The sequence below is a fragment of the Dryocola sp. LX212 genome, assembly GCA_041504365.1.
Taxonomy (GTDB): Bacteria; Pseudomonadota; Gammaproteobacteria; order Enterobacterales; family Enterobacteriaceae; genus Dryocola.
In genome coordinates this window covers 1,335,070-1,358,916 of sequence record CP167917.1, presented here as the reverse complement: position 1 = coordinate 1,358,916, position 23,847 = coordinate 1,335,070, and the positions used below count along the sequence as shown (strand labels likewise).

Below are 23,847 nucleotides of genomic sequence, written 5' to 3'. Positions count from 1 at the left end.
ACAAATGGCTATCTTTCGCCCCGCTATACTGTTATTGCTTTTATTGACGCTCATCACCGGCGGACTGTATCCCCTTCTGACCACGCTGCTGGGCCAGTGGTGGTTCCCGGCGCAGGCAAACGGCTCGCTGATTATCGACACGGGCGTGGTCCGCGGTTCAGGCCTGATTGGGCAGAACTTTACCGGGGATAAATATTTTCAGGGCCGTCCTTCTGCCACCGCAGAAAGCCCTTATAATCCAATGGCCTCCGGCGGCAGCAACCTGGCGGGCAGTAATCTCGAGCTGGATAAGCAGATCGCCGGACGCGTCGCTGCGTTACGCGCCGCCAATCCGCAGGCTAATCCAGCGGTGCCGGTAGAGCTGGTAACGTCATCCGCCAGCGGTCTGGACGGCCAGCTCTCTCCGCAGGCTGCGGCATGGCAAATCCAGCGCGTGGCGAAAGCCCGAAATCTTCCGGCTGAGCAGGTCACAAGGCTGGTTGAAGAAAATACCACCGCCCCGCTGGTCAGTTTTATCGGCCAGCCGGTGGTGGGGGTGCTACAGCTAAACCTGGCGCTGGACGCTCTCCAGGCACCATAAAGGAAAAGTCATGACTGAGGAGCCGTTGCGCCCCGACCCGGACAAACTACTGGAGCAGGCAAGCCGCCACCCGCGCGGCAAGCTGAAAGTGTTTTTCGGCGCCTGTGCGGGCGTCGGAAAAACCTACGCCATGCTTCAGGAGGCGCAGCGCCTGCGCGGACAGGGTCTGGATATCTTGATTGGCGTGGTGGAAACCCATGGCCGTAAAGAGACCGCTGCGCTGTTAACCGGGCTGAGCATTTTACCCGCGAAACGCATTCGCCACCGCGACCGCGTGGTACAGGAATTCGATCTTGATGCCGCCCTCGCCCGTAATCCAGCCCTTATCCTGATGGACGAGCTGGCGCACAGCAACGCGCCGGGCTCCCGCCACCCGAAGCGCTGGCAGGACGTTGAGGAGTTGCTGGATGCGGGTATCGACGTCTTTACCACCGTTAACGTGCAGCATCTTGAAAGCCTCAACGATATCGTCGGCGGCGTTACCGGTATTCAGGTCCGTGAAACGGTGCCCGATCCGATTTTTGATTCTGCCGATGAAATCGTGCTGGTCGACCTGCCCCCGGACGACCTGCGCCAGCGCCTGAACGAAGGCAAGGTGTATATCGCCGGACAGGCTGAACGCGCCATCGAACATTTCTTCCGCAAAGGGAATCTGATTGCCCTGCGAGAACTTGCTCTGCGCCGCACGGCTGACCGCGTAGACGATCAGATGCGCGCCTGGCGGGATAATCAAGGCGAGGAAAAAGTCTGGCACACCAGGGACGCAATTTTGCTATGTATCGGCCATAGCTCCGGCAATGAAAAGCTGGTGCGAACGGCAGCGCGTCTGGCGGCGAAGCTGGGTAGCGTATGGCACGCCGTCTATGTGGAAACGCCGCAGCTTCACCAGCTACCGGAGCATCAACGCCGGGCGATTCTCAGCGCATTACGTCTGGCTCAGGAGCTGGGGGCTGAAACCGCCACGCTGGCCGATCCGTCAGAAGAGAAAGCCGTGCTGCGCTACGCCCGCGAGCATAACCTGGGAAAAATAGTGATTGGCCGCCGGGCCAATCGCCGGGGATGGGGCCGTAAATCCTTTGCCGATAAGCTCGCGAACCGCGCCCCGGATCTCGATCTGGTGATTGTTGCTCTGGATGAAAAACCCGCAGCAGTTTCTCCGCGCGCGCCTGATACACGCAGCATGTCCGAAAAATGGCGTGTCCAGCTTCGCGGCTGTGCGCTCGCGGTTCTGCTCTGCACAGTAATAACCTTTATAGCAAACCAGTGGCTTGTAGCCTTCGATGCGGCAAACCTTGTGATGATTTACCTGCTGGGCGTTGTGGTTGTGGCCCTGTTTTACGGGCGCTGGCCCTCGGTGCTGGCTACAGTGATTAACGTCGTCAGCTTTGATCTGTTCTTTATTAACCCACGCGGTACGCTCGCTGTCTCCGATGTGCAGTACGTTCTGACGTTCGCCGTCATGCTCAGCGTCGGGCTGATCATCGGCAATCTGACCGCAGGGGTTCGCTACCAGGCGCGCATCGCCCGCTACCGCGAGCAGCGCACCCGCCACCTGTACGAAATGTCCAAAGCCCTGGCGACGGAAAGAACGCCGCAGGCCGTAGCCGCCACCAGCGAGCTCTTTATCAATAACAGCTTCCACGCCCGCAGCCAGCTGCTGCTGCCGGACGGCCAGGGCATGCTGCATCTCGTCAGCCCGCAGGGGGAGCCTGCCAACTGGGACGAGGCCATCGCCCGCTGGAGCTTTGATAAAGGCCTGCCGGCCGGAGCCGGGACGGATACGCTGCCCGGCGTGCCTTATCAAATCCTGCCGTTGCGCACGCCGGAAAAAACGCTGGGGCTGCTGGTGGTTGAGCCAAACAACCTCCGCCAGCTGATGATCCCGGAACAGCAGCGCCTGCTGGAAACCTTCACGCTGCTGGTGGCGACCGCGCTGGAGCGGCTACAGCTTACCGCAAGCGAAGAGCAGGCCCGCTTATCCAGCGAACGCGAACAGCTGCGCAACTCGCTTCTGGCGGCGCTTTCCCACGACCTGCGTACCCCGCTCACCGTGCTGTTTGGGCAGGCCGAAATTTTAACGCTCGATCTGGCATCGGAAGGTTCAAAGCATGCGCCCCAGGCCAATGAGATCCGCCAGCACGTCCTGAACACGACCCGGCTGGTTAATAACCTGCTGGATATGGCCCGCATCCAGTCCGGCGGCTTCAGCCTGCGCAAAGAGTGGCTGACGCTGGAGGAAGTTGTCGGCAGCGCGCTGAAGATGCTTGAGCCGGGTTTGGGAGGACAGCAAATCAGGCTGTCGTTGCCGGATCCGCTGATGCTGATCCACGTAGACGGACCGCTGTTCGAGCGCGTACTGATTAATCTGCTGGAGAATGCGGTGAAGTATGCCGGTCATAAAGCCAACATTGGCATCCGCGTGCGGGAAATCAGGGGCCGGCTGGATCTGGAAGTCTGGGACAACGGCCCAGGTATTCCGGCTGGTCAGGAGCAGTCTATCTTTGCTAAATTCGCCCGGGGTACTAAAGAATCGGCGATCCCCGGCGTAGGGCTGGGGCTGGCTATCTGCCAGGCGATTGTCGAGGTCCACGGCGGTGAAATCTACGCCGTAAACCGCCCTGAAGGCGGAGCCAGTTTCCACGTGCTGCTCCCTCTTCCTCCGCCACCCGAGCTGGAAGAATTTAACGAGGCGCTGTGATAACCGTACTGATTGTTGAAGATGAAAAAGAGATCCGCCGCTTTCTGCGCACCGCGCTGGAGGGCGAGTCGCTACGGGTGTACGACGCAGAGACGCTACAGCGCGGGCTAATGGAAGCCGCGACCCGCAAGCCCGACCTGGTGATCCTCGACCTTGGGCTGCCGGACGGCGACGGCATTGACTTTATCCGCGATTTTCGTCAGTGGAGCCAGACGCCGGTCATCGTGCTTTCTGCCCGCAGCGACGAGGCGGATAAAATTGCCGCCCTGGACGCAGGCGCCGATGATTTCCTGAGTAAACCTTTCGGTATCGGCGAGCTTCAGGCTCGCCTGCGCGTGGCGCTGCGTCGTCATGCAAGCCTCGCCCAGCCCGATCCGGTTTATCAGTTTTCGACCATTACCGTGGACCTGGCCTCCCGGCGCATTACCCGTGGCGACCAGGAGATTCACCTCACTCCTATCGAATTTCGTTTACTGGCGGTGCTGCTGAATAATCACGGCAAAGTGCTGACCCAGCGCCAGCTGCTTAACCAGGTATGGGGGCCGAACGCGGTTGAGCACAGCCACTACCTGCGTATCTATATGGGCCACCTGCGTCAGAAGCTGGAAAACGATCCCGCTCGCCCTGCCCATCTGTTAACCGAAACGGGCATCGGCTACCGCTTCATGCTTTGACGGCAATGAAAAAGGCGCCCTAAGGCGCCTTTTTCATTGGATGGCAGAGACTTACTTCGCGTTCTTCAGCACTTCGCTGACGATCTCTACCGCTTCCTTCTCAATTTGCTGACGATGCTCAGCGCCTAAGAAGCTTTCGCAATAGATTTTATACGCGTCTTCCGTGCCGGACGGACGTGCCGCAAACCAGCCGTTTTTGGTCATCACCTTCAGACCGCCGATGGACGCGCCATTACCCGGCGCTGCCGTTAAGCGCGCGGTGATCGGGTCACCTGCCAGCGTGTCGGCGCTGACCATTTCCGGGGAAAGCTTAGACAACGCCGCTTTCTGTGCGGAGGTGGCAGAAGCCTGTAGACGGTTGTAGCTCGGTGCGCCAAAGCGCTCGGCCAGCTCGTCGTAGTGCTGTTGCGGGTTCTTGCCGGTTACCGCGGTGATTTCTGCGGCCAACAGGCACATAATGATGCCGTCTTTGTCGGTGGACCACGGCGTGCCGTCGAAGCGCAGGAAAGAGGCCCCGGCACTCTCTTCACCGCCGAAGCCAAAGCTGCCGTCATACAGGCCGTCAACGAACCATTTGAAGCCAACCGGCACTTCCACCAGCTTGCGGCCCAGGTCTTCCACCACGCGATCAATCATTGCAGAAGAGACCAGCGTCTTGCCTACTGCCACATCTTTGCCCCACTGCGGGCGATGCTGGAAAAGATAGTTAATGGCAACGGCCAGGTAATGGTTCGGGTTCATCAGGCCCGCCGGGGTCACGATGCCGTGGCGGTCGTAATCCGGGTCGTTGGCAAACGCCAGGTCGAACTTGTCACGCAGGGCCAGCAGGCCCGCCATGGCACACTCGGAGGAGCAGTCCATGCGGATTGCGCCGTCTTTGTCCAGGTGCATGAAGCGGAACGTCTGATCGACATGATCGTTAACAATGGTCAGGTTCAGATTGTAGTGCTTCGCGATACGCTGCCAGTATTCGATACCGGAGCCGCCTAGCGGATCCACGCCAAGCGTCAGCCCCGACTTTTGGATGGCGGCCATATCGATAATGTCCACCAGCCCTTCGATAAAAGGCTGGACCAGATCCAGCTCTTTCAAGCGACCACTTGCCCAAGCCTGGTCCAGAGAGATGCGCTTAACGCCCTTAAGCCCTTCGCCCAGCAGCGCGTTGGCACGCTCTTCAATCACTTTAGTGACGTTTGTATCAGCCGGGCCGCCATTTGGCGGGTTGTACTTGATGCCGCCATCTTCCGGTGGGTTATGGGAAGGAGTAATGACGATACCGTCCGCCTGAACGCCACCCTTTTTATTGTGTACAAGGATAGCGTTAGAGACCGCAGGAGTCGGCGTGTAGCCGTTTGCTTCCTGGACGATAACATCCACACCGTTGGCCGCCAGCACTTCCAGCACGGAGATAAACGCAGGCTCGGACAGGGCATGTGTGTCTTTGCCGACATAACACGGCCCGGTGATGCCATTTTTAGCACGGTCTTCGGCAATCGCCTGGGCAATCGCCAGAATGTGAGGTTCGTTAAAGCTATGACGCGCCGCACTGCCACGGTGGCCGGAGGTTCCGAACTTCACCGCATGTTCGCTATTTCCCACTTCTGGCTTCAGCACATAATACTGGGCCGTCAGCTGGGCTACGTTAATCAAATCGCTCTGTTGCGCAGGTTGACCCGCACGGTTGTGGTTAGCCATTGGCCCTTCCTTTTGAAACAGGTTAAATAGTGCCGCAAACCTTCTCAATCAGCTCCGCAGGGAACTGCATTGACTGCATGATGTGTTCGATCATGCTGCATTTACGGCCTGTATTAGTATTGGTTATCACCCAGTATGGCGTACCCGGCACGTGTTTTGGCTTAGTCTGGTTGCCGTTGGCCAGCAGCGTTTGCTCGTTGCCGGCAAAGTAGATACGGGTACGTCCATGCAGAGACTCGGTGGCTTCGCCAAAGGTTTTTGCGTCCAGCTGATAAAGCGTAGAAAGCACCATCATGAAACGGTTAACGGCTTTCTTTTGCTCCGCGTACTCATCTGAGAGTAGCAACTCACGGACCGCACGCACGCGATCGCGGGCGCGGTTTACAGGTTTCTCTTCGGTGACAGGAGCGGCGGCAGGCGCTGCATTCACGGTAGAGGGAGTTGTCGCTGCGGAAGTCTGACCGGCGGTAAATTTCAGCATACGCCGTAAAATGTCGGACGCGCTCTCGCCTATGTGTTGCGTGTGGCTGGCAATATAGCGATATAGCTCGTCATCAACTTCAATTGTTTTCATCTTCATCCAGTGCGATATCTTTTCTGAATACAAGTCGTTGGGATTATAGGGGCAAATCCCAACAGCGGGTAGCGCCAAACAGGTGTCGCCATATAAAGCCAGATTAAACTGAATGTTTGCGGCACTGCGGCAGGAATAGCTTCATGATACCCTAACCCTACGAATCAAAAAAAAGAACTTTGCCATGAAATTAAACGCTCGCCTGCAAACTGCGCAACAATCGACTAGCAATTCCCCTGTCGTCCTTATCCACGGCCTGTTTGGCAGCCTTGATAATCTTGGCGTGCTGGCCCGGGATCTCGGCCAGGATCGCACGCTGCTGCAACTGGATCTGCGCAATCACGGTTTGTCAGGGCGCAGCGATGAGATGAGCTACCTTGCAATGGCGCAGGATGTTTTGGAAACGCTGGACGAATACGGCATTGAAAAAGCGATCGTCATCGGCCATTCGATGGGCGGCAAAGTCGCGATGACGCTGACCTCCATAGCCCCGGAACGTATCGATAAACTGGTGCTGATAGATATTGCGCCCGTCGATTATCACGTCCGCCGCCACGACGAAATTTTTGCGGCCATCAATACCGTTAGCGAAGCCGGAATCAAAACTCGTACTCAGGCCGCGGCCTTGATGCGCGAACATATAAAGGAAGAAGGCGTGATTCAGTTCCTGCTGAAGTCCTTTGCCGACGGCGTCTGGAAGTTCAACGTCCCGGTACTCTGGAATCAGTACGAGCAGATTGTTGGCTGGCAGACCCTACCTGCCTGTGATCTGCCTGCGCTCTTTATTCGCGGCGGCGACTCTCCATACGTGGATGAATCCCATCGGGAGGCGCTGCTTTCCCAGTTCCCTAAAGCGCGGGCACACGTGGTTGCTGGTGCAGGTCATTGGGTGCACGCTGAGAAACCTGAGGCCGTTTTACGCGCCATTCACCGTTTTATCGACGAAACTGTTTAAAAACAGACCGACTGGCCGCAACTTGCGGCGAACGCGTTGGCGCGCCGTGGCTGCTGATGTATGATGGCGCGCTTAAATGCGCCGGAGCATTCTGCTCGCAGCATCCTGAATTTCCTGTCAGTACTCTAATCATGGCAAAAGAACAAACGGACCGTACTACCTTAGATCTGTTCGCGGACGAACGTCGCCCGGGGCGACCAAAGACCAATCCGCTAACGCGAGATGAGCAGCTGCGCATCAACAAGCGCAACCAGCTCAAGCGCGACAAAGTACGCGGCCTGAAACGAGTAGAGCTAAAACTCAACCACGGTGCGGTGGATGCGTTGAACCAGCTTGCCGATGCGCGCAACATCAGCCGCAGCGAGCTGATCGAAGAGATGCTGCTGGCCCAGCTTAAGCAGCACCTCAGCTAAAACCTGCCGTCCAGCCGTACCATCAAGCAAAAAATGAACGCTTATTGCGCGGCATGTTGCAGACTGTGCACAGCGAAGGGTTAGCAGTTTCCGCACCGTCGCGTGTTCTGCTATCATTGCCGTATCTGTGGGCAATAAGCCACCACCATATCATTAAGTTTCAAGAGGTTATTTAACTCATGGCAATCGTAGGCATTTTTTTCGGCAGCGACACCGGTAACACCGAAAATATCGCGAAGATGATCCAAAAACAGCTCGGTAAAGACGTTGCTGAGGTGCGTGACATTGCGAAAAGCAGCAAAGAAGATTTAGAAGGCTTTGATATCCTGCTGTTTGGCATCCCGACCTGGTACTACGGCGAAGCGCAGTGCGACTGGGACGACTTCTTTCCGACGCTGGAAGAGGTAGATTTCAACGACAAGCTGGTTGCACTGTTTGGCTGCGGCGATCAGGAAGACTACGCTGAATACTTCTGTGATGCGCTGGGCACCATCCGCGACATTATCGAGCCTAACGGTGCAACCATCGTGGGTCACTGGCCAACCGCTGGCTACCATTTTGAAGCGTCTAAAGGTCTGGCGGACGACGATCACTTCGTTGGCCTTGCTATTGATGAAGACCGCCAGCCGGAGCTGACAGCAGAACGTGTGCAGAAATGGACCAAGCAGATCGCTGACGAACTGCACCTGGCTGACATCATCAACGCCTGATGAACAGAGGCGCAGGTCCCCCGCCTGCGCCTGATTGATAGTTATTACCAATGAAAATAATTGCTACAATTTTGTAACTTTTCCTGGTATCCCTGTACAATATCCCTCGGGTTACATTTGCTAAAACATCTGCAAATAGCGATTCGGCCACGATTTTTTAGCTGTGTTATGCTTCATACTTACAGTTTCTATTTAGACGTGGTGGTTATATGCATCCTGCGTAAGGGTGTATAATGAGACGCATTAATCTTAACGCTCAACTAGTCCGAGCAAAACGTTAAGCAACAGGACAAATTCCGCATGACTGACAACAATACCGCATTAAAGAAGGCCGGCCTGAAAGTCACGCTTCCTCGTTTGAAAATTCTGGAAGTGTTACAGGGACCGGTAAACCACCATGTCAGTGCGGAAGACTTATACAAACGTCTGATTGATATGGGTGAAGAGATTGGTCTGGCCACGGTGTACCGCGTGCTGAACCAGTTTGATGACGCAGGTATCGTTACCCGTCATAACTTCGAAGGTGGCAAGTCAGTGTTCGAACTGACCCAGCAGCACCATCACGATCATTTGATTTGCCTGGACTGCGGCAAAGTTATCGAATTCAGCGATGACTCTATCGAAGCCCGCCAGCGTGAAATCGCCGCTCGTCACGGCATCCGTCTGACCAACCACAGCCTCTACCTGTATGGCCACTGCGCCGAAGGTGACTGTCGCACTGACGAAACTTATCACGAGTCCCGCGACCAGTAATCTGTTCTGACTGGCTCCCCTCGGGGAAACCCAGAGACAAAAAACCGGTGAGAAAACTCACCGGTTTTTTTTTGCCCCAACAACGCTATTTATTGTTGCTGCGGATCTCCTGCCAGATTTTGTCGCACTTCGCTTTCACTGCCTGGTCATTGCCAGTGTGAGCTGCCTGAATACAGTCCTGATAATCCAGGGTCCGCACAGTCTCTTTCTTCGCGAAGTCCTGATGCTCTTTCTCCTGGCCCAGCACGTTCAGCACGCTCTGACAGGCCTGAATCTTATCCGGGCTCCCTTCTGCGCTATTTATACAGGCGCTGTAAGCCTGCTTCAGCTTTGAATCTTCCGGCGCGGTATTTGGCTGCGCGCAGGCCATTAGTCCCAGAACGATCGCGGACAGCATAATTATTTTTTTCATCGTCGATATCCTTAAGAAAGCCGGACGCTCGCACGCCCGGAATCACATCAGAAGATAGTGAAAGGTGCGATAACAATGAATTTCACGTCACGCTCATCCTGGAAGATGTTGCCGTAACCACCGCCCCAGCTCGGGATATCAGAATGGTTGTCATACTGGGTGAAGTGCAGCTTGAACAGCGTTCCCTTCGCACGCCCGTCCTGTACGGTATACAGGGCATCCAGGCTGTATGAAGACTCTTTCAGACGGCGGTCGGCGTCGTAATGGCCGTCCGTGGTTGGCGTTGAGCTTGGTTTTGCATCCCAGGCATAAACATAAGAAGCGCCGACGGCCCAGCCCGCCAGGTTCCAGTTGCTCAGGTCATACATCGCCCCTGCGAACACCGCTTTTTCGCCGTTGGCGTTGAAGTCTGAGCGGTTATCCCACCACACATCAAGACGGCCGTTGGACGAGGCATAGGTTGGCGTCATGCGCTGCAGGAAGTAGCCCTGCTGACCGTCCGCCTTGACCATGGTGCCTTCCAGACGCAGGTCCACCTGGCCAACCTTGTACCCGAAGGTCAGCGCCTGCATCCATGCAGTACCGTCGTAAATATCGTTCACGCCACCGTTAGAAACTTTGTCACGAGTACCGTAGAACTGGTAGCTGGTGGTCAACGGGCTGCCTGCAACGTCAAACTTGTAGCTGGCTTTCGTAAAATACTGATCGATGTACCCTTCCGCCTGGCCAAATGCAGCTTCGAGTACCAGATCGTTTTTGAAATCATACCTGGCCCCGAGAGAATGCAGGTATTCAACTTTGGTGTTCTTGTCATTCTGATAGAAGTGGTCCATTTCCAGATGCCATGGGGATTTATATTCGTTCGTCCACATGTAGGAGAAGCTCAGCGCACCGGCATCCGCATAGTCAAAGTTTGCGCCCGCCTCAGCCCCCTGATACGTACCCGGCATAAAGCTCCAGTGCGGCGCTAACAGAGTCTGACCGGTCGGCTGAATGTAGCCGGCGCGCGCCCAGACCGGGCCATATTTAAACTTGGCGGCGGCTTTATAAAGGCTGATCCCGCTTTTATCACCGGAATAGTCTTCATCGTAAGCATGGTTTGAAGAAGAGAACGCAATTTCGTTCGGGTGGCCGCTGTCGCCGTTTTCGGCCATTTCAATGGCGGTAAAGGCTGCAATATCCAGACCAAACATATCTGCTGCATAGCCGGACTGGAAATCCAGGTTGGCGTTCCAGGTGGAGTGTGAAAGGTTAGTTTTGTATTTATTGTCGGTAACATCTTTACGGTCACGCTCACGCTGCCAGTAATAGATACCGCCGGTCAGCGTTGAATCATCAATAAAACCCTCCGCTGCCGCCTGCGGAACGACAACGATACTTGAAAGTGCTGTCACACCGGCGATAGCAAGCGCCAGCGCACTACGTTTGCCACTAAACGTACGCATGTTGAAATCCTCTTTGACGTATAAATATTCACCCGGTGGGAAAGCACCTGACGGCGAAAAAAATTAAAATGCCTTGCGGCTAAAAAAGCGGTTATGAAAATTAACCGCGTTACTGCTACGCATTAGACTATTTTTCGCGACGCGAATTATCAACGACTTTGTAAGAGGTAATTGCGATATTATGACGAAGAGCACACATTTTGTGTGAATATGTAACAAATTACACCAATGCCGTTTTACGCCTGATAATTATGCTTTTAGGGTATTTTTGACTTAATGAGAGCGCTCTCACCCATTTGAATGAGAATAATTACAGTAAGAGGTCAAGGAGGGATTATTAATAATTGATATTCGATCGCCAATTAATTCGCAGCGCGAAAAGTGTTTATTTTTATCTTCCTAATCTATAAGCAAAAAAAACGCCGCAAAATGCGGCGCGTTTAAAAGGTGCGGTACGGCTTAATCGCCGATTTTTGCCCAGGTATCACGCAGACCAACGGTTCGGTTGAAGACCAGTTTGGTAGCGGTTGCATAGCGGCTGTCGAGGCAGAAATACCCCTCTCGTTCAAACTGGTACGCTTTGCCCGTTTCTGCATTTTGCAGGCTTGGCTCGACGAAACCTTGTTTGATAACCAGCGATTCCGGGTTGATGGTGGCGAGGAAATCTTCCGCGGTGCCGGGGTTTGCCACACTGAACAAACGATCGTAGAGGCGGATTTCAACCGGCAGGGCGTGCGCGGCGCTAACCCAGTGAATCACGCCTTTCACCTTACGACCATCCGCAGGATCTTTGCTGAGGGTTTCAGGGTCATAGGTGCAATGCAGCGTGGTGATATTGCCTTCCGCGTCTTTCTCTACGCGCTCAGCTTTGATCACGTACGCGTTACGCAGACGCACTTCTTTGCCCATAACCAGACGCTTGTATTGCTTGTTCGCTTCTTCGCGGAAATCAGCGCGATCGATATAAATCTCACCGCTGAACGGCACTTGACGGCTGCCCATTTCCGGCTTATTCGGATGGTTTGGCATCGTCACCGTCTCTTCTCCACCCTGCGGGTAGTTTTCGATGATCACTTTCACCGGATCCAGCACGGCCATCGCTCGCGGCGCGTTCTCGTTCAGATCGTCACGAATGCAGGATTCCAGTGCGGCCATCTCCACCGTGTTGTCCTGTTTGGTCACGCCAATGCGCTTGCAGAACTCACGAATGGAACCCGCGGTGTAGCCACGGCGACGCAGACCTGAAATGGTCGGCATACGTGGGTCATCCCAGCCTTCAACGATATTTTCGGTCACCAGCAGGTTCAGCTTGCGCTTGGACATGATGGCGTATTCGAGATTCAGGCGGGAAAATTCATATTGCCGCGGATGGGCCGGGATAGTGATGTTGTCTAATACCCAGTCGTACAGGCGACGGTTATCCTGGAACTCCAGCGTACACAGCGAGTGGGTGATCCCTTCCAGCGCATCGGAAATGCAGTGGGTGAAGTCGTACATCGGATAGATGCACCACTTGCTGCCGGTCTGGTGGTGGTCAGCAAACTTGATGCGGTAAATCACCGGATCGCGCATTACGATAAACGGTGATGCCATATCGATTTTCGCGCGCAGGCAGGCGGTGCCTTCGGCAAAATCGCCGTTACGCATTTTTTCAAACAGCGCGAGGTTTTCCTCAACGGTGCGGTCGCGGTACGGGCTGTTTTTACCCGGTGCGGTCAACGATCCGCGGTATTCGCGAATTTGCTCAGGCGTCAGCTCATCGACATACGCCAGGCCTTTGTTGATCAGCTCAACGGCATAATTAAACAGCTGATCGAAGTAGTCTGAGGAGTAACGCACGTTGCCAGACCAGTGGAAGCCCAGCCACTCAACGTCGCGCTTAATAGACTCAACGTATTCGATGTCTTCTTTAACCGGGTTAGTGTCATCGAAACGCAGATTGCATTGCCCCTGGTAATCTTGTGCGATACCAAAGTTCAGGCAGATAGATTTCGCGTGGCCGATGTGCAGATAGCCATTCGGCTCCGGCGGAAAACGAGTGCAGATACGGTCGTGCTTACCATTAGCCAGATCTTCATCGATAATCTGGCGAATAAAGTTAGTTGGGCGGGCTTCAGCCTCACTCATCGCGGATTCCTCAAGACAATACTTTCGTTAACGGTACATGATCTTATAAGCAGGCGTTTGAAACAACCCTTAGTTGAATAAATTGGGGCGCAGGAGAAGGAAAGCAAAGGGAGGCTATTTGAAGGCTGAAAAAAGCGGCTGGAGAAATCCCCCCAGCCGCTTAAGGCACAATGCTAACTCAGGAGCAACTATTTGCCTTTAATTTCGTAGAGAGGCGTCTGGCCAGCAACGACGGAACCCTGCGCCTGAATAACCAGACCGCTGAAGTCATCGATGTTGCTGCAAACAACCGGGCTTATCATGGAGCGCGCATTAGCGTTCAGGAAATCAAGATCCATTTCCAGAACCGGCTGACCGGCAACCACTTCAGCACCTTCCTCCACCAGGCGAGTAAAGCCCTGACCGTTCAGCGCGACGGTATCAATGCCCATGTGGACAACGATTTCCGCGCCTTTTTCGGTTTCCAGACAGAACGCATGGTTAGTGTTAAAGATTTTAACGATGGTCCCGGCAGCAGGAGCAACGACCATTTTGTCCGTTGGTTTCACCGCAACGCCATCGCCGACCGCTTTGCTGGCAAAGGCTTCATCAGGAACCTGCTCCAGCGCCACAACGTCCCCGGTCACCGGGGAAAACAGCGCCGCTATGGTTACTGCGTTAGGCACTGCCTGAGGTTTAACAGCCGCAGCAGCCACCGGAGCGGTACTGACTTCTGCTGCTGGCACGTCACCGGTCGTTTTCATTGCGTTGGCAATTTTCTCAGCAACAAAGCCAACAATTATCTGCACGCTGGTTTTATTCAGACGAATCACGCCGCTTGCCCCCAGACGTTTCGCCAGCGCTTCGTTAACCAGCGAGGAGTCTTTCACATTCAGGCGCAGACGAGTAATGCAAGCATCAATACCGGTCAGGTTAGCTGAGCCACCAACCGCCGCGATGTACTGACGAGCCAGAGCAGAAGTATCCTGATTTGCACTCTCGCTCACATTCACGTCCTGCCCATCAGTTTCGTCACCCGAAACATTCAGTTCACGACCCGGTGTTAACAGGTTGAACTTAGTGATAGTGAAACGGAACACCACGTAGTAAATCACGAAGAACACGATGCCTTGCGGGATAAGCATCCACCAGTGCGTCGCCAGCGGGTTACGGGAAGCAAGCACCATATCCACCAGACCCGCGCTGAAACCAAACCCAGCGATCCAATGCATACTTGCCGCGATAAATACCGAGATACCGGTCAGCACCGCGTGGATCAAGTACAGCACAGGTGCCACGAACATAAAGGAGAATTCCAACGGTTCGGTGATACCAGTGAAGAAGGCAGCAAACGCACCTGCCATCATAATACCCATCACTTTCGCTTTATTTTCAGGACGCGCACACTGGTAAATCGCCAGCGCTGCACCCGGCAAGCCAAACATCATGATAGGGAAGAAGCCCGCCTGATAGCGGCCGGTGATCCCAACGATACCGGTACCTTCGGCGATAGATTTTGCCCCGCCCAGGAACTTAGGAATATCGTTAATACCTGCTACGTCAAACCAGAACACGGAGTTCAGAGCATGGTGCAGACCAACTGGAATAAGTAAACGGTTAAACAACGCGTAAACGCCCGCGCCGATAGAGCCCATTTTCTGAATATGCTCACCAAAGTTCACCAGACCGCTAAACACGATAGGCCAGATAAACATCATGATGAAAGCAACAGCGATCATCACGAAAGAAGTGAGGATTGGCACCAGACGACGTCCGCTGAAGAAGGACAGCGCTCTTGGCAGCTCAACGCCGCTAAAGCGGTTGTACAGCTCCGCGGAGATAATCCCGACCATGATGCCCACGAACTGGTTTTCAATTTTCGTGAACGCCAAAGGCACATCCGCCAGTGGGATATGTTTAATCATCGACACAGCGGCCGGTGAACACAACGTAGTTAAGACCAGGAAACCGACGAATCCGGTCAGTGCAGCAGCACCATCTTTATCTTTAGACATACCGTAAGCCACACCAATGGCAAACAGCACACCCATATGATCGATAATTGCGGCACCAGATTTAATGAACAACGCAGCCAGCGCGCTATCCCCACCCCAGCTAACTGGGTCAATCCAGTAACCAACACCCATTAATATGGCTGCGGCGGGTAGCGTAGCTACCGGTACCATCAGCGCACGACCAACCTTTTGCATGTAACCAAGAATACTCACGTTAATTCCCCCTATGAGACCCCGTTTAGGCTCGTTCAAAGTAGTTTTATTATTGTTTAACGACCTTGAAGGCATGGCGAAGATTCACCAATCTTTAGAGTGTGAAAAAAATTAATTCGTATCGCAAATTAAACACACGTTTTTTGTGACTTTAGTCACCAAATATCGCTAAAACCCTCCCCTCAGACTGGCTATCCCGCAAAACTTATTTTATCATCCAAAAAATCGAAGTGGATTGAACCCTCAGGCATCGCAAACAAACTGGGTTACCCTTAGAGGGAGTGATTCATTCCGCCAAACCCATTTTCAATTAACTCTTTTTGAGGTGAACAATGAGACTGATTCCCCTGGCTACCCCAGCAGAAGTAGGCAAATGGGCAGCACGCCATATCGTGAACCGTATTAATGCTTTTAAACCAACTGCTGATCGTCCTTTCGTACTGGGTCTGCCTACCGGCAGTACGCCAATGGAAGCTTATAAAGCACTTGTTGAGATGCATAAAGCGGGCCAGATTAGTTTCCAGAACGTTGTGACATTCAATATGGATGAATATGTTGGCCTGCCGAAAGAGCATCCGGAAAGCTATCACACTTTCATGCACAAAAACTTCTTTGACCACGTTGATATCCCGGCAGAAAATATTAACCTGCTGAATGGCAATGCGGACGATGTTGACGCAGAATGCCGCCGCTACGAAGAAAAAATTCGCTCTTATGGCAAAATTCACCTCTTTATGGGTGGCGTGGGTAACGACGGGCACATCGCGTTCAACGAACCAGCTTCTTCTCTGGCTTCCCGTACCCGTATCAAAACGCTGACTCACGACACCCGTGTAGCAAACTCCCGTTTCTTCGACGGCGACGTGAATCAAGTGCCAAAATACGCGCTGACCGTGGGCGTTGGCACCCTGCTGGATGCCGAAGAGGTGATGATTCTGGTTCTGGGCCATGTAAAAGCACAGGCTCTGCAGGCGGCCGTTGAAGGCAACGTCAACCACATGTGGACTATCAGCTGCCTGCAGCTGCATCCGAAAGCCATCATGGTCTGCGACGAACCGTCCACCATGGAGCTGAAAGTGAAGACGCTCAAGTATTTTAACGAGCTCGAAGCAGAAAATATTAAAGGTCTTTAAGCACTACTTTTTAACCGGGGGTAATTATGTTTGCACTAACCCACGGTCGGATTTATACCGGCCATGAAATTCTGGATGACCACGCGATTATTATCGCTGACGGCCTGATTGAGCGCCTTTGTCCGCTCGCCGAACTCCCTGCGGGCGTCGAAACTCGCGACATGGGCGGAGCAGTCATCGCCCCCGGTTTTATTGATGTGCAGCTTAACGGCTGCGGCGGCGTACAGTTTAACGACACCGTCGAAGCAGTAACCGTAGAAACGCTGGAAATTATGCAGAAGGCGAACGAACGTTCGGGCTGCACCAGCTATCTGCCGACGCTCATCACCGCCAGCGACGAGCTGATGATGCAGGGCGTGAAAGTGATGCGCGAGTACCTGGCTAAGTATGACAACCAGGCGCTTGGTCTTCACCTGGAAGGCCCATGGCTGAACATGGTGAAAAAGGGAACGCACAATCCAGGCTTCGTACGTAAACCAGACGCAAAATTAGTGGATTTCCTCTGCGCTAACGCGGATGTCATCACCAAAGTGACGCTGGCACCGGAAATGGTTGAGCCAGAAGTGATCAAAAAGCTGGTCACTGCCGGAATCATTGTTTCCGCCGGTCACTCCAATGCCACCGCCAAAGAAGCCAAAATTGGTTTCCGTGCGGGCATCACCTTCGCCACTCACCTGTTCAACGCGATGCCTTATATCACAGGCCGTGAACCAGGGCTTGCAGGGGCAATCTTCGATGAACCCGACGTTTACTGCGGCATCATTGCCGATGGCCTGCACGTAGACTATGCCAATATCCGCACCGCCAAACGCGTGAAGGGCGACAAGCTCTGCCTGGTCACCGATGCGACGGCTCCGGCAGGCGCTAATATTGAACAGTTCATTTTTGCTGGCAAAACAATATACTACCGGGAAGGTTTGTGTGTTGATGAGAATGGCACACTGAGCGGCTCCGCCCTGACGATGATCGAAGGGGTTCGCAACCTGGTTGAGCATGCCAATATTGCGCTGGATGAAGTCCTGCGCATGGCGACGCTCTACCCTGCCCGTGCGATGGGCGTGGAAAAGCAGTTGGGCACCATTGAGGCTGGCAAAGTCGCCAACCTGACGGCCTTCAACCGCGATTATAAAATCATCAAGACTTTCGTTAATGGTAACGAGGTCGTAACTGAGTAAATAAGGCATGACGACTGGCGGACAGGCTCAAATAGGTAACGTCGATCTGGTAAAACAGCTGAACGGTGCGGCGGTCTACCGCCTGATTGACCAACAGGGTCCCATTTCGCGCATTCAAATCGCCGAACAGAGCCAGCTTGCTCCCGCCAGCGTCACCAAAATTACCCGCCAGCTTATTGAGCGTGGCCTGATCAAAGAAGTCGATCAGCAGGCCTCCACCGGTGGCCGCCGCGCTATCTCCATTATTACCGAAACCCGCAATTTTCAGGCTATCGGCGTGCGCCTTGGCCGTCATGACGCCACCATCACGCTGTTCGACCTCAGCGCCAAACCCCTTGCAGAAGAGCACTATCCCCTGCCGGAGCGCACCCAGGAAACACTGGAACACGCGCTGCTCAATGCCATTGCCGGGTTTATCGAACAGTCGCAGCGTAAAATTCGTGAGTTGATTGCTATCTCGGTGATCCTGCCAGGCCTTGTAGAGCCGGATACCGGCGTTATTCGCTATATGCCGCATATTCAGGTTAACAATTGGGCGCTGGTCGAAAGCCTTGAAAAACGCTTCAGGCTCACCTGTTTTGTTGGTCACGATATCCGCAGCCTGGCCCTTGCCGAGCACTATTTCGGTGCAACTCAAGACTGCGAAGACTCCATTTTAGTGCGCGTACACCGGGGGACCGGGGCGGGCATTCTCTCCAACGGTAGAATTTTTATCGGCCGTAACGGCAACGTCGGCGAGATAGGCCATATTCAGGTCGATCCTCTAGGTGAACGCTGCCACTGCGGTAACTTCGGCTGCCTTGAAACCATCGCTGCCAATGCCGCCATTGAAGGCCGCGTTCGCCATCTGCTGGAAAACGGCTACAACAGCCGCCTGACCCTTGAAGAATGCGACATCGTAGCGATTTGCAAAGCTGCCAACAAAGGTGATTCGCTGGCCTGTGAAGTCGTCGAACACGTTGGCCGCCATCTCGGTAAAGCCATCTCTATTGCAATTAACCTCTTCAATCCCCAGAAAGTTGTGATCGCCGGGGAGATTATCGAAGCCGAAAAAGTCCTGCTACCGGCCATTGAAGGCTGCATCAATACCCAGGTGCTTAAGGCATTTCGTAAAAACCTCCCCGTTGTACGTTCACAGCTTGATGACCGCTCCGCCATCGGCGCGTTTGCGCTGGTGAAACGCTCCATGCTCAACGGTATGCTGCTGCAGCGCCTGCTGGAAAGTTAACGGGATTCGTCGGTGAATTACGCTATAGTTACGCCTTCTTTAAATATGGGCCAGAGTAGTCAATGACCATCCAGAATGTAATTTGTGATATCGACGGTGTGCTGATGCACGACAACGTCGCCGTGCCGGGTGCCAATGCGTTTCTGGCTGGCATCCTTGAGAAAGGTTTACCGCTGGTTCTGCTGACCAACTACCCTTCACAAACGGGTCAGGATCTGGCAAACCGCTTTGCCTCGGCGGGCGTCGACGTGCCGGACAGCGTGTTTTATACCTCCGCTATGGCAACCGCAGATTTCCTGCGTCGTCAGGAAGGCAAAAAGGCCTACGTTGTTGGTGAAGGCGCGTTAATCCACGAGTTATATAAAGCCGGATTCACCATCACCGACATCAACCCTGATTTCGTCATTGTGGGGGAGACCCGCTCCTTTAACTGGGAGATGATGCATAAGGCCGCCTACTTCGTAGCAAATGGCGCGCGCTTCATTGCGACTAATCCTGATACGCACGGTCGCGGCTTTTACCCGGCCTGTGGCGCGCTTTGCGCAGGCATCGAAAAAATATCCGGCCGCAAGCCTTTTTACGTCGGCAAGCCAAGTCCGTGGATCATCCGCGCGGCGCTTAATAAAATGCAGGCGCATTCCGAGCAGACAGTTATCGTTGGCGATAACCTGCGCACCGACATCCTGGCTGGTTTCCAGGCCGGGCTTGAGACTATCCTGGTACTGTCCGGCGTCTCTACGCTGAACGATATCGACGCTATGCCGTTCCGCCCCTCTTATATTTACCCGTCGGTTGCGGAAATCGACATTATCTAATCTGCCAGCGCCCGGCACCGCCGGGCGTTTGTTATCGCTTCTGTATATATCCTTTCCAACATCCAGCCCTCTTCAATAAAAAGCGAATATAATTGTTGATTCGTTAATTATCCTCCCAAATACCCACTCTTTTTTTAGCAATCAACAACGACCATTGCAGTATTTAGTATTGATAAGCTAAATGGCTTGCTTTCCCGCGGCTGATTGAGCAAATTCGATGTATGCAACGCAACAGCGCCGTTAAAAACGACTACACGGTAGCTGCGACAACACGAATAAGCCGCACAGGCAGGCATGACGGAGAAAGTACTATGTGTTCTATTTTTGGTGTTCTGGATATTAAAACCGACGCGGTCGAACTGCGTAAAAAAGCGCTGGAGCTGTCCCGTCTGATGCGCCACCGTGGCCCGGACTGGTCAGGCGTCTATGCCAGCGACAAAGCGATCCTCTCCCACGAACGCCTTTCCATTGTCGATGTGAATGCCGGTGCCCAGCCGCTCTATAACAAAGAGAAAACCCACGCGCTCGCGGTGAACGGTGAAATCTACAACCATCAGGCCCTGCGTGCCGAATATGGCGATCGCTACGCATTCCAGACTGGCTCTGACTGCGAAGTCATCCTTGCGCTATATCAGGAAAAGGGCCCTGAATTCCTGGACGACCTACAGGGCATGTTCGCCTTCGTGCTGTACGACAGCGAAAAAGACGCGTACCTGATTGGCCGTGACCATATTGGCATCATCCCTCTTTATATGGGTCATGATGAACACGGCAATATGTATGTTGCCTCTGAAATGAAAGCGCTGGTTCCGGTATGCCGCACCATTAAAGAGTTCCCGGCGGGCAGCTACCTGTGGAGCCAGGACGGCGAGATCCGCAGCTACTACCAGCGCGACTGGTTCAGCTACGACGCGGTGAAAGACAACGTCACCGACAAGAACGAACTGCGCCAGGCGCTGGAAGATGCGGTTAAGAGCCACCTGATGTCCGACGTGCCGTATGGCGTGCTGCTGTCCGGCGGCCTGGATTCCTCAGTGATTTCGGCAATTACCAAGAAATTTGCCGCACGTCGCGTAGAGGATGAAGAGCGTAGCGAAGCCTGGTGGCCGCAGCTGCACTCGTTCGCGGTTGGCCTGGTCGGCTCACCTGACCTGAAAGCTGCACAGGAAGTGGCAAACCACCTGGGCACTGTCCACCACGAAATCCACTTCACCGTACAGGAAGGGCTGGATGCGATTCGTGACGTCATCTACCACATTGAAACCTACGATGTGACTACCATCCGCGCCTCTACGCCGATGTACCTGATGTCCCGTAAGATCAAAGCGATGGGCATCAAAATGGTGCTGTCCGGTGAAGGTTCAGACGAAGTGTTCGGCGGCTACCTCTACTTCCACAAAGCGCCAAACGACAAAGAGCTGCATGAAGAGACCGTGCGTAAACTGCAGGCTCTGCACATGTTCGACTGTGCCCGCGCCAACAAAGCAATGTCCGCATGGGGCGTGGAAGCACGCGTGCCATTCCTGGACAAAAAGTTTCTCGACGTGGCGATGCGCATCAACCCTAAAGACAAGATGTGCGGCAACGGCAAAATGGAAAAACACGTCCTGCGCGAATGCTTTGAATCCTATTTGCCGGCAAGCGTTGCATGGCGCCAGAAAGAGCAGTTTTCTGACGGCGTAGGCTACAGCTGGATCGACACCTTAAAAGAGGTGGCGGCAGGCCAGGTCACAGACCAGCAGCTGGCAACGGCCGCTTACCGCTTCCCATACAACACGCCGGGTTCGAAAGAAGGCTATTTGTACCGTGAAATCTTCGAAGAGCTTTTCCCGCTGCCGAGCGCGGCCGAGTGCGTCCCCGGTGGCCCATCAGTAGCCTGTTCATCCGCTAAAGCGATTGAATGGGACGAAGCGTTCAAAACCATGAACGATCCATCAGGACGCGCGGTAGGCGTTCACCAGTCAGCCTACAAATAGACGAACCTGACTCAAAAACGGGCCTGCGGGCCCGTTGTCATTTCTGCAGAATAACGTTTAGTTTCATCCTGCCTTTTGTCGGTTAAATCTTCGCAATAACCGATTGTTGCTGATATTTCCAGCAAGCTGTTCGCAAGCTGGTCAAACAGACAATTTCAGCCACTTTTCGGGAAAAAATTTGTTGACGCTGTACGGTCAACTACGCATAATGCGCCCCGCAACGCCGATAAGGTGACGCATAAAAAGAAGGCTACTTAGCTCAGCTGGTTAGAGCACATCACTCATAATGATGGGGTCACAGGTTCAAATCCCGTAGTAGCCACCATTCTTTTTACGCCGCGGGAGTGGCGAAATTGGTAGACGCACCAGATTTAGGTTCTGGCGCCGCAAGGTGTGCGAGTTCAAGTCTCGCCTCCCGCACCATTTTAAGCGTTGCACGGATGGGGTATCGCCAAGCGGTAAGGCACCGGTTTTTGATACCGGCATTCCCTGGTTCGAATCCAGGTACCCCAGCCAATTTTTTCTTCGATATATTGTGCTTAGCGCAAGGTTATTGGGGTATCGCCAAGCGGTAAGGCACCGGTTTTTGATACCGGCATTCCCTGGTTCGAATCCAGGTACCCCAGCCATCGAAGAACGCAGTACGGCTACGTAGCTCAGCTGGTTAGAGCACATCACTCATAATGATGGGGTCACAGGTTCGAATCCCGTCGTAGCCACCATATTATTGGGGTATCGCCAAGCGGTAAGGCTCTGGTTTCTGATACCAGCATTCCGAGGTTCGAATCCTCGTACCCCAGCCAAAAAAAAAGACGTTTGCTTTTGTGAACGCACCCCGTTGGGGTATCGCCAAGCGGTAAGGCTCTGGTTTCTGATACCAGCATTCCGAGGTTCGAATCCTCGTACCCCAGCCAACATTCAAAAAGCTCGCTTATGCGGGCTTTTTGCTTTCCTGCGTCAGGCTAAAAGCAGGCGGTTTCCCGCCCAACTCTCATCGCCGGTTATAAACCTAACGCATACCTCAGCGCCTTGCGCTTCAGCACGCCGCCGCGCTCGGCCGCCATCAGCCCCAGATTACGGATCACCCGCAGGGGGCCCAGGTTATTGCTGAAACCTGCGTAGAACAGATCCATCCCGCTCTGCATCAGGAAATTATCCGCCTGGCGGCGCGTCTGGTAACGTTTCAGTATTGCGGCATCAGCCCAGCCTTCGCCGTAGCAGCGCGCGTTAATCATGACCTCAAGCAACGCATCCACATCACGATAGCCCAGGTTAACTCCCTGCCCTGCCAGCGGATGAATGGTATGCGCCGCATCGCCAATAAGCGCCAGCCCCTGCTGGGTGTATTTCAAAGCGTGGCGACGGGTTAGCGGGAAAGCCCCGCTTGCCACAGGCATTACCGTACCCAGGCGCTGCGGGAAAGTGGCCGCTATCGCTTTTTGCAGCTGCGGCATCGTCATTGCCTTTAGCTGACGAATTCGCGCCGGGGAGTCGTACCAGACCAGAGACGCCCAGTTATCGAACAGAGGCAGGAAAGCGTGCGGGCCCGTCGGCGTGAAGTGCTGCCAGGTGCTGTAACCTGGCGCTTCCTCGCACTTAACGGTTATTAGCATGCAGGACTGGCGATAGTCCCAGGCATGGATGCCAATGCCAGCCCACTGGCGGACCTGTGAGTTTGCCCCGTCGGCGCCAATGACCATCGGCACGGTCAGCGTTTCACCGTCTGCAAAGTCCAGCGTCCAGCGCCCCTCTTTACTCGCCATATGCGTTAGCTGCGCCGGGCAAAGCAGCTTGACGTTGGCATTCGCCTCCAGCGCCTTCCACAGCGCTATTTGCAGGACGTTGTTCTCAACCATGTAACCCAGCTCGGGCAAGCCCAGCTCCTGCGCATCAAACGCAACGTGGGCGGTTTCCCACTCCCAGGTTTCTAACTTGCGGTACGGATGGCTGCGCATGGCGCGAATCACATCCCAGACACCGAGCGACTTCAGCAAAGCGACGGAGGCGCTGCTGATGGCAGAAATACGCACATCCGGCTGGCTGCCTGGGTCAAACTCCGTCGGTGGCTGGTGCTCAACAACTGCCACCTGAAAACCGTTTTGCGCAAGCCCCAGCGCGGCGGCAGCGCCGACCATGCCCCCACCCACTACTGCGACGTCGATTGGTTGAATTGCCATAGTGAACATTTCCTTAATTTGTCTAAGCTAATTCTACCGGATTTTCGCCCATGTTTCGTAGGCTGGTCACATCCCCGTCAAAGCATTACAATACGCGGCC

At 54.2% G+C, this 23,847-nt stretch carries 19 protein-coding genes and 7 tRNA genes; 19 read left to right on the top strand and 7 right to left on the bottom strand.

Annotated features, from left to right (window positions below; genetic code table 11):
- Window positions 1-4: 4 nt before the first annotated feature.
- Genes kdpC through kdpE form a run of 3 tightly spaced genes read left to right on the top strand, consistent with a single transcriptional unit; the run spans window position 5 to window position 3,952 of the window.
- A complete protein-coding gene (gene kdpC / locus ACA108_06440; protein ID XEX97148.1) occupies window positions 5-580 on the top strand; it encodes a potassium-transporting ATPase subunit KdpC in 576 nt (191 codons plus the stop codon).
- Window positions 581-590: 10 nt separating this feature from the next.
- A complete protein-coding gene (gene kdpD, locus ACA108_06435; GenBank protein XEX97147.1) occupies window positions 591-3,278 on the top strand; it encodes a two-component system sensor histidine kinase KdpD in 2,688 nt (895 codons plus the stop codon).
- Window positions 3,275-3,952, top strand: a complete 678-nt coding sequence (kdpE, locus tag ACA108_06430) for a two-component system response regulator KdpE (GenBank protein XEX97146.1) — start codon at window positions 3,275-3,277, stop codon at window positions 3,950-3,952. Before kdpD ends, kdpE begins: the two co-directional genes overlap by 4 nt.
- A 51-nt stretch (window positions 3,953-4,003) precedes the next feature.
- Here the strand turns inward: kdpE and pgm are convergent, their stop codons facing one another.
- Window positions 4,004-5,647: a phosphoglucomutase (alpha-D-glucose-1,6-bisphosphate-dependent) gene (pgm, locus tag ACA108_06425; protein XEX97145.1), complete on the bottom strand. Its 1,644-nt coding sequence runs from the start codon at window positions 5,645-5,647 to the stop codon at window positions 4,004-4,006.
- A gap of 22 nt (window positions 5,648-5,669) precedes the next feature.
- Window positions 5,670-6,221: a replication initiation negative regulator SeqA gene (gene seqA / locus ACA108_06420; protein XEX97144.1), complete on the bottom strand. Its 552-nt coding sequence runs from the start codon at window positions 6,219-6,221 to the stop codon at window positions 5,670-5,672.
- Between the two features lie 184 nt (window positions 6,222-6,405).
- Here seqA and ybfF point away from each other — a divergent pair, with 184 nt between their 5' ends.
- The 4 genes from ybfF to fur all read left to right on the top strand — a co-directional run bounded on the left by ybfF (window position 6,406) and on the right by fur (window position 9,052).
- Window positions 6,406-7,176: an esterase gene (gene ybfF / locus ACA108_06415; protein ID XEX97143.1), complete on the top strand. Its 771-nt coding sequence runs from the start codon at window positions 6,406-6,408 to the stop codon at window positions 7,174-7,176.
- 131 nt (window positions 7,177-7,307) lie between these two features.
- Entirely contained in the window at window positions 7,308-7,589 is a 282-nt protein-coding gene (gene ybfE / locus ACA108_06410; GenBank protein ID XEX97142.1) for a LexA regulated protein, read from the top strand.
- A 179-nt stretch (window positions 7,590-7,768) separates the two neighbouring features.
- Window positions 7,769-8,299 carry a flavodoxin FldA gene (gene fldA / locus ACA108_06405; GenBank protein XEX97141.1) on the top strand — a complete coding sequence of 177 codons (531 nt, stop codon included), beginning with the start codon at window positions 7,769-7,771 and terminating at the stop codon, window positions 8,297-8,299.
- A 300-nt stretch (window positions 8,300-8,599) separates the two neighbouring features.
- Window positions 8,600-9,052: a ferric iron uptake transcriptional regulator gene (gene fur / locus ACA108_06400; GenBank protein XEX97140.1), complete on the top strand. Its 453-nt coding sequence runs from the start codon at window positions 8,600-8,602 to the stop codon at window positions 9,050-9,052.
- A gap of 85 nt (window positions 9,053-9,137) precedes the next feature.
- Here fur and chiQ read toward each other — a convergent pair whose 3' ends face one another.
- The 4 genes from chiQ to nagE form a co-directional block, all read right to left on the bottom strand.
- On the bottom strand, window positions 9,138-9,464 hold the full coding sequence (chiQ, locus tag ACA108_06395) for a ChiQ/YbfN family lipoprotein (GenBank protein XEX97139.1): 327 nt from the start codon (window positions 9,462-9,464) through the stop codon (window positions 9,138-9,140).
- Between the two features lie 47 nt (window positions 9,465-9,511).
- Window positions 9,512-10,909 carry a chitoporin gene (gene chiP, locus ACA108_06390; protein XEX97138.1) on the bottom strand — a complete coding sequence of 466 codons (1,398 nt, stop codon included), beginning with the start codon at window positions 10,907-10,909 and terminating at the stop codon, window positions 9,512-9,514.
- A 459-nt stretch (window positions 10,910-11,368) separates the two neighbouring features.
- Window positions 11,369-13,036 carry a glutamine--tRNA ligase gene (glnS, locus tag ACA108_06385; GenBank protein XEX97137.1) on the bottom strand — a complete coding sequence of 556 codons (1,668 nt, stop codon included), beginning with the start codon at window positions 13,034-13,036 and terminating at the stop codon, window positions 11,369-11,371.
- Between the two features lie 188 nt (window positions 13,037-13,224).
- A complete protein-coding gene (gene nagE, locus ACA108_06380) occupies window positions 13,225-15,243 on the bottom strand; it encodes an N-acetylglucosamine-specific PTS transporter subunit IIBC (GenBank protein ID XEX97136.1) in 2,019 nt (672 codons plus the stop codon).
- A gap of 332 nt (window positions 15,244-15,575) precedes the next feature.
- Between nagE and nagB the strand changes: the two genes are divergently transcribed.
- The 12 genes from nagB to ACA108_06320 all read left to right on the top strand — a co-directional run bounded on the left by nagB (window position 15,576) and on the right by ACA108_06320 (window position 22,484).
- Window positions 15,576-16,376 carry a glucosamine-6-phosphate deaminase gene (nagB, locus tag ACA108_06375; protein ID XEX97135.1) on the top strand — a complete coding sequence of 267 codons (801 nt, stop codon included), beginning with the start codon at window positions 15,576-15,578 and terminating at the stop codon, window positions 16,374-16,376.
- Between the two features lie 26 nt (window positions 16,377-16,402).
- On the top strand, window positions 16,403-17,551 hold the full coding sequence (gene nagA / locus ACA108_06370) for an N-acetylglucosamine-6-phosphate deacetylase (protein ID XEX97134.1): 1,149 nt from the start codon (window positions 16,403-16,405) through the stop codon (window positions 17,549-17,551).
- A gap of 7 nt (window positions 17,552-17,558) precedes the next feature.
- Window positions 17,559-18,779, top strand: coding sequence for an N-acetylglucosamine repressor (locus ACA108_06365; GenBank protein XEX97133.1), 1,221 nt, complete (start codon window positions 17,559-17,561; stop codon window positions 18,777-18,779).
- A 62-nt stretch (window positions 18,780-18,841) separates the two neighbouring features.
- Window positions 18,842-19,594, top strand: coding sequence for an HAD-IIA family hydrolase (locus ACA108_06360; protein ID XEX97132.1), 753 nt, complete (start codon window positions 18,842-18,844; stop codon window positions 19,592-19,594).
- 311 nt (window positions 19,595-19,905) lie between these two features.
- The gene (asnB, locus tag ACA108_06355) at window positions 19,906-21,570 is read left to right on the top strand and encodes an asparagine synthase B (GenBank protein ID XEX97131.1); all 1,665 of its coding nucleotides are present in this window, start codon (window positions 19,906-19,908) and stop codon (window positions 21,568-21,570) included.
- A 248-nt stretch (window positions 21,571-21,818) separates the two neighbouring features.
- Window positions 21,819-21,895: transfer RNA gene (locus ACA108_06350), tRNA-Met, on the top strand.
- A gap of 13 nt (window positions 21,896-21,908) precedes the next feature.
- Window positions 21,909-21,993 (top strand) — tRNA-Leu (locus ACA108_06345).
- A gap of 18 nt (window positions 21,994-22,011) precedes the next feature.
- Window positions 22,012-22,086 (top strand) — tRNA-Gln (locus tag ACA108_06340).
- A gap of 38 nt (window positions 22,087-22,124) precedes the next feature.
- Window positions 22,125-22,199, top strand: a tRNA-Gln gene (locus tag ACA108_06335).
- Window positions 22,200-22,215: 16 nt separating this feature from the next.
- Window positions 22,216-22,292: transfer RNA gene (locus ACA108_06330), tRNA-Met, on the top strand.
- A 6-nt stretch (window positions 22,293-22,298) separates the two neighbouring features.
- Window positions 22,299-22,373: transfer RNA gene (locus ACA108_06325), tRNA-Gln, on the top strand.
- A 36-nt stretch (window positions 22,374-22,409) separates the two neighbouring features.
- Window positions 22,410-22,484: transfer RNA gene (locus tag ACA108_06320), tRNA-Gln, on the top strand.
- An 87-nt stretch (window positions 22,485-22,571) separates the two neighbouring features.
- On the opposite strand, the gene ubiF is transcribed toward ACA108_06320, so the two are convergent.
- Window positions 22,572-23,747: a 3-demethoxyubiquinol 3-hydroxylase gene (gene ubiF / locus ACA108_06315; GenBank protein ID XEX97130.1), complete on the bottom strand. Its 1,176-nt coding sequence runs from the start codon at window positions 23,745-23,747 to the stop codon at window positions 22,572-22,574.
- Between the last annotated feature and the right edge of the window lie 100 nt (window positions 23,748-23,847).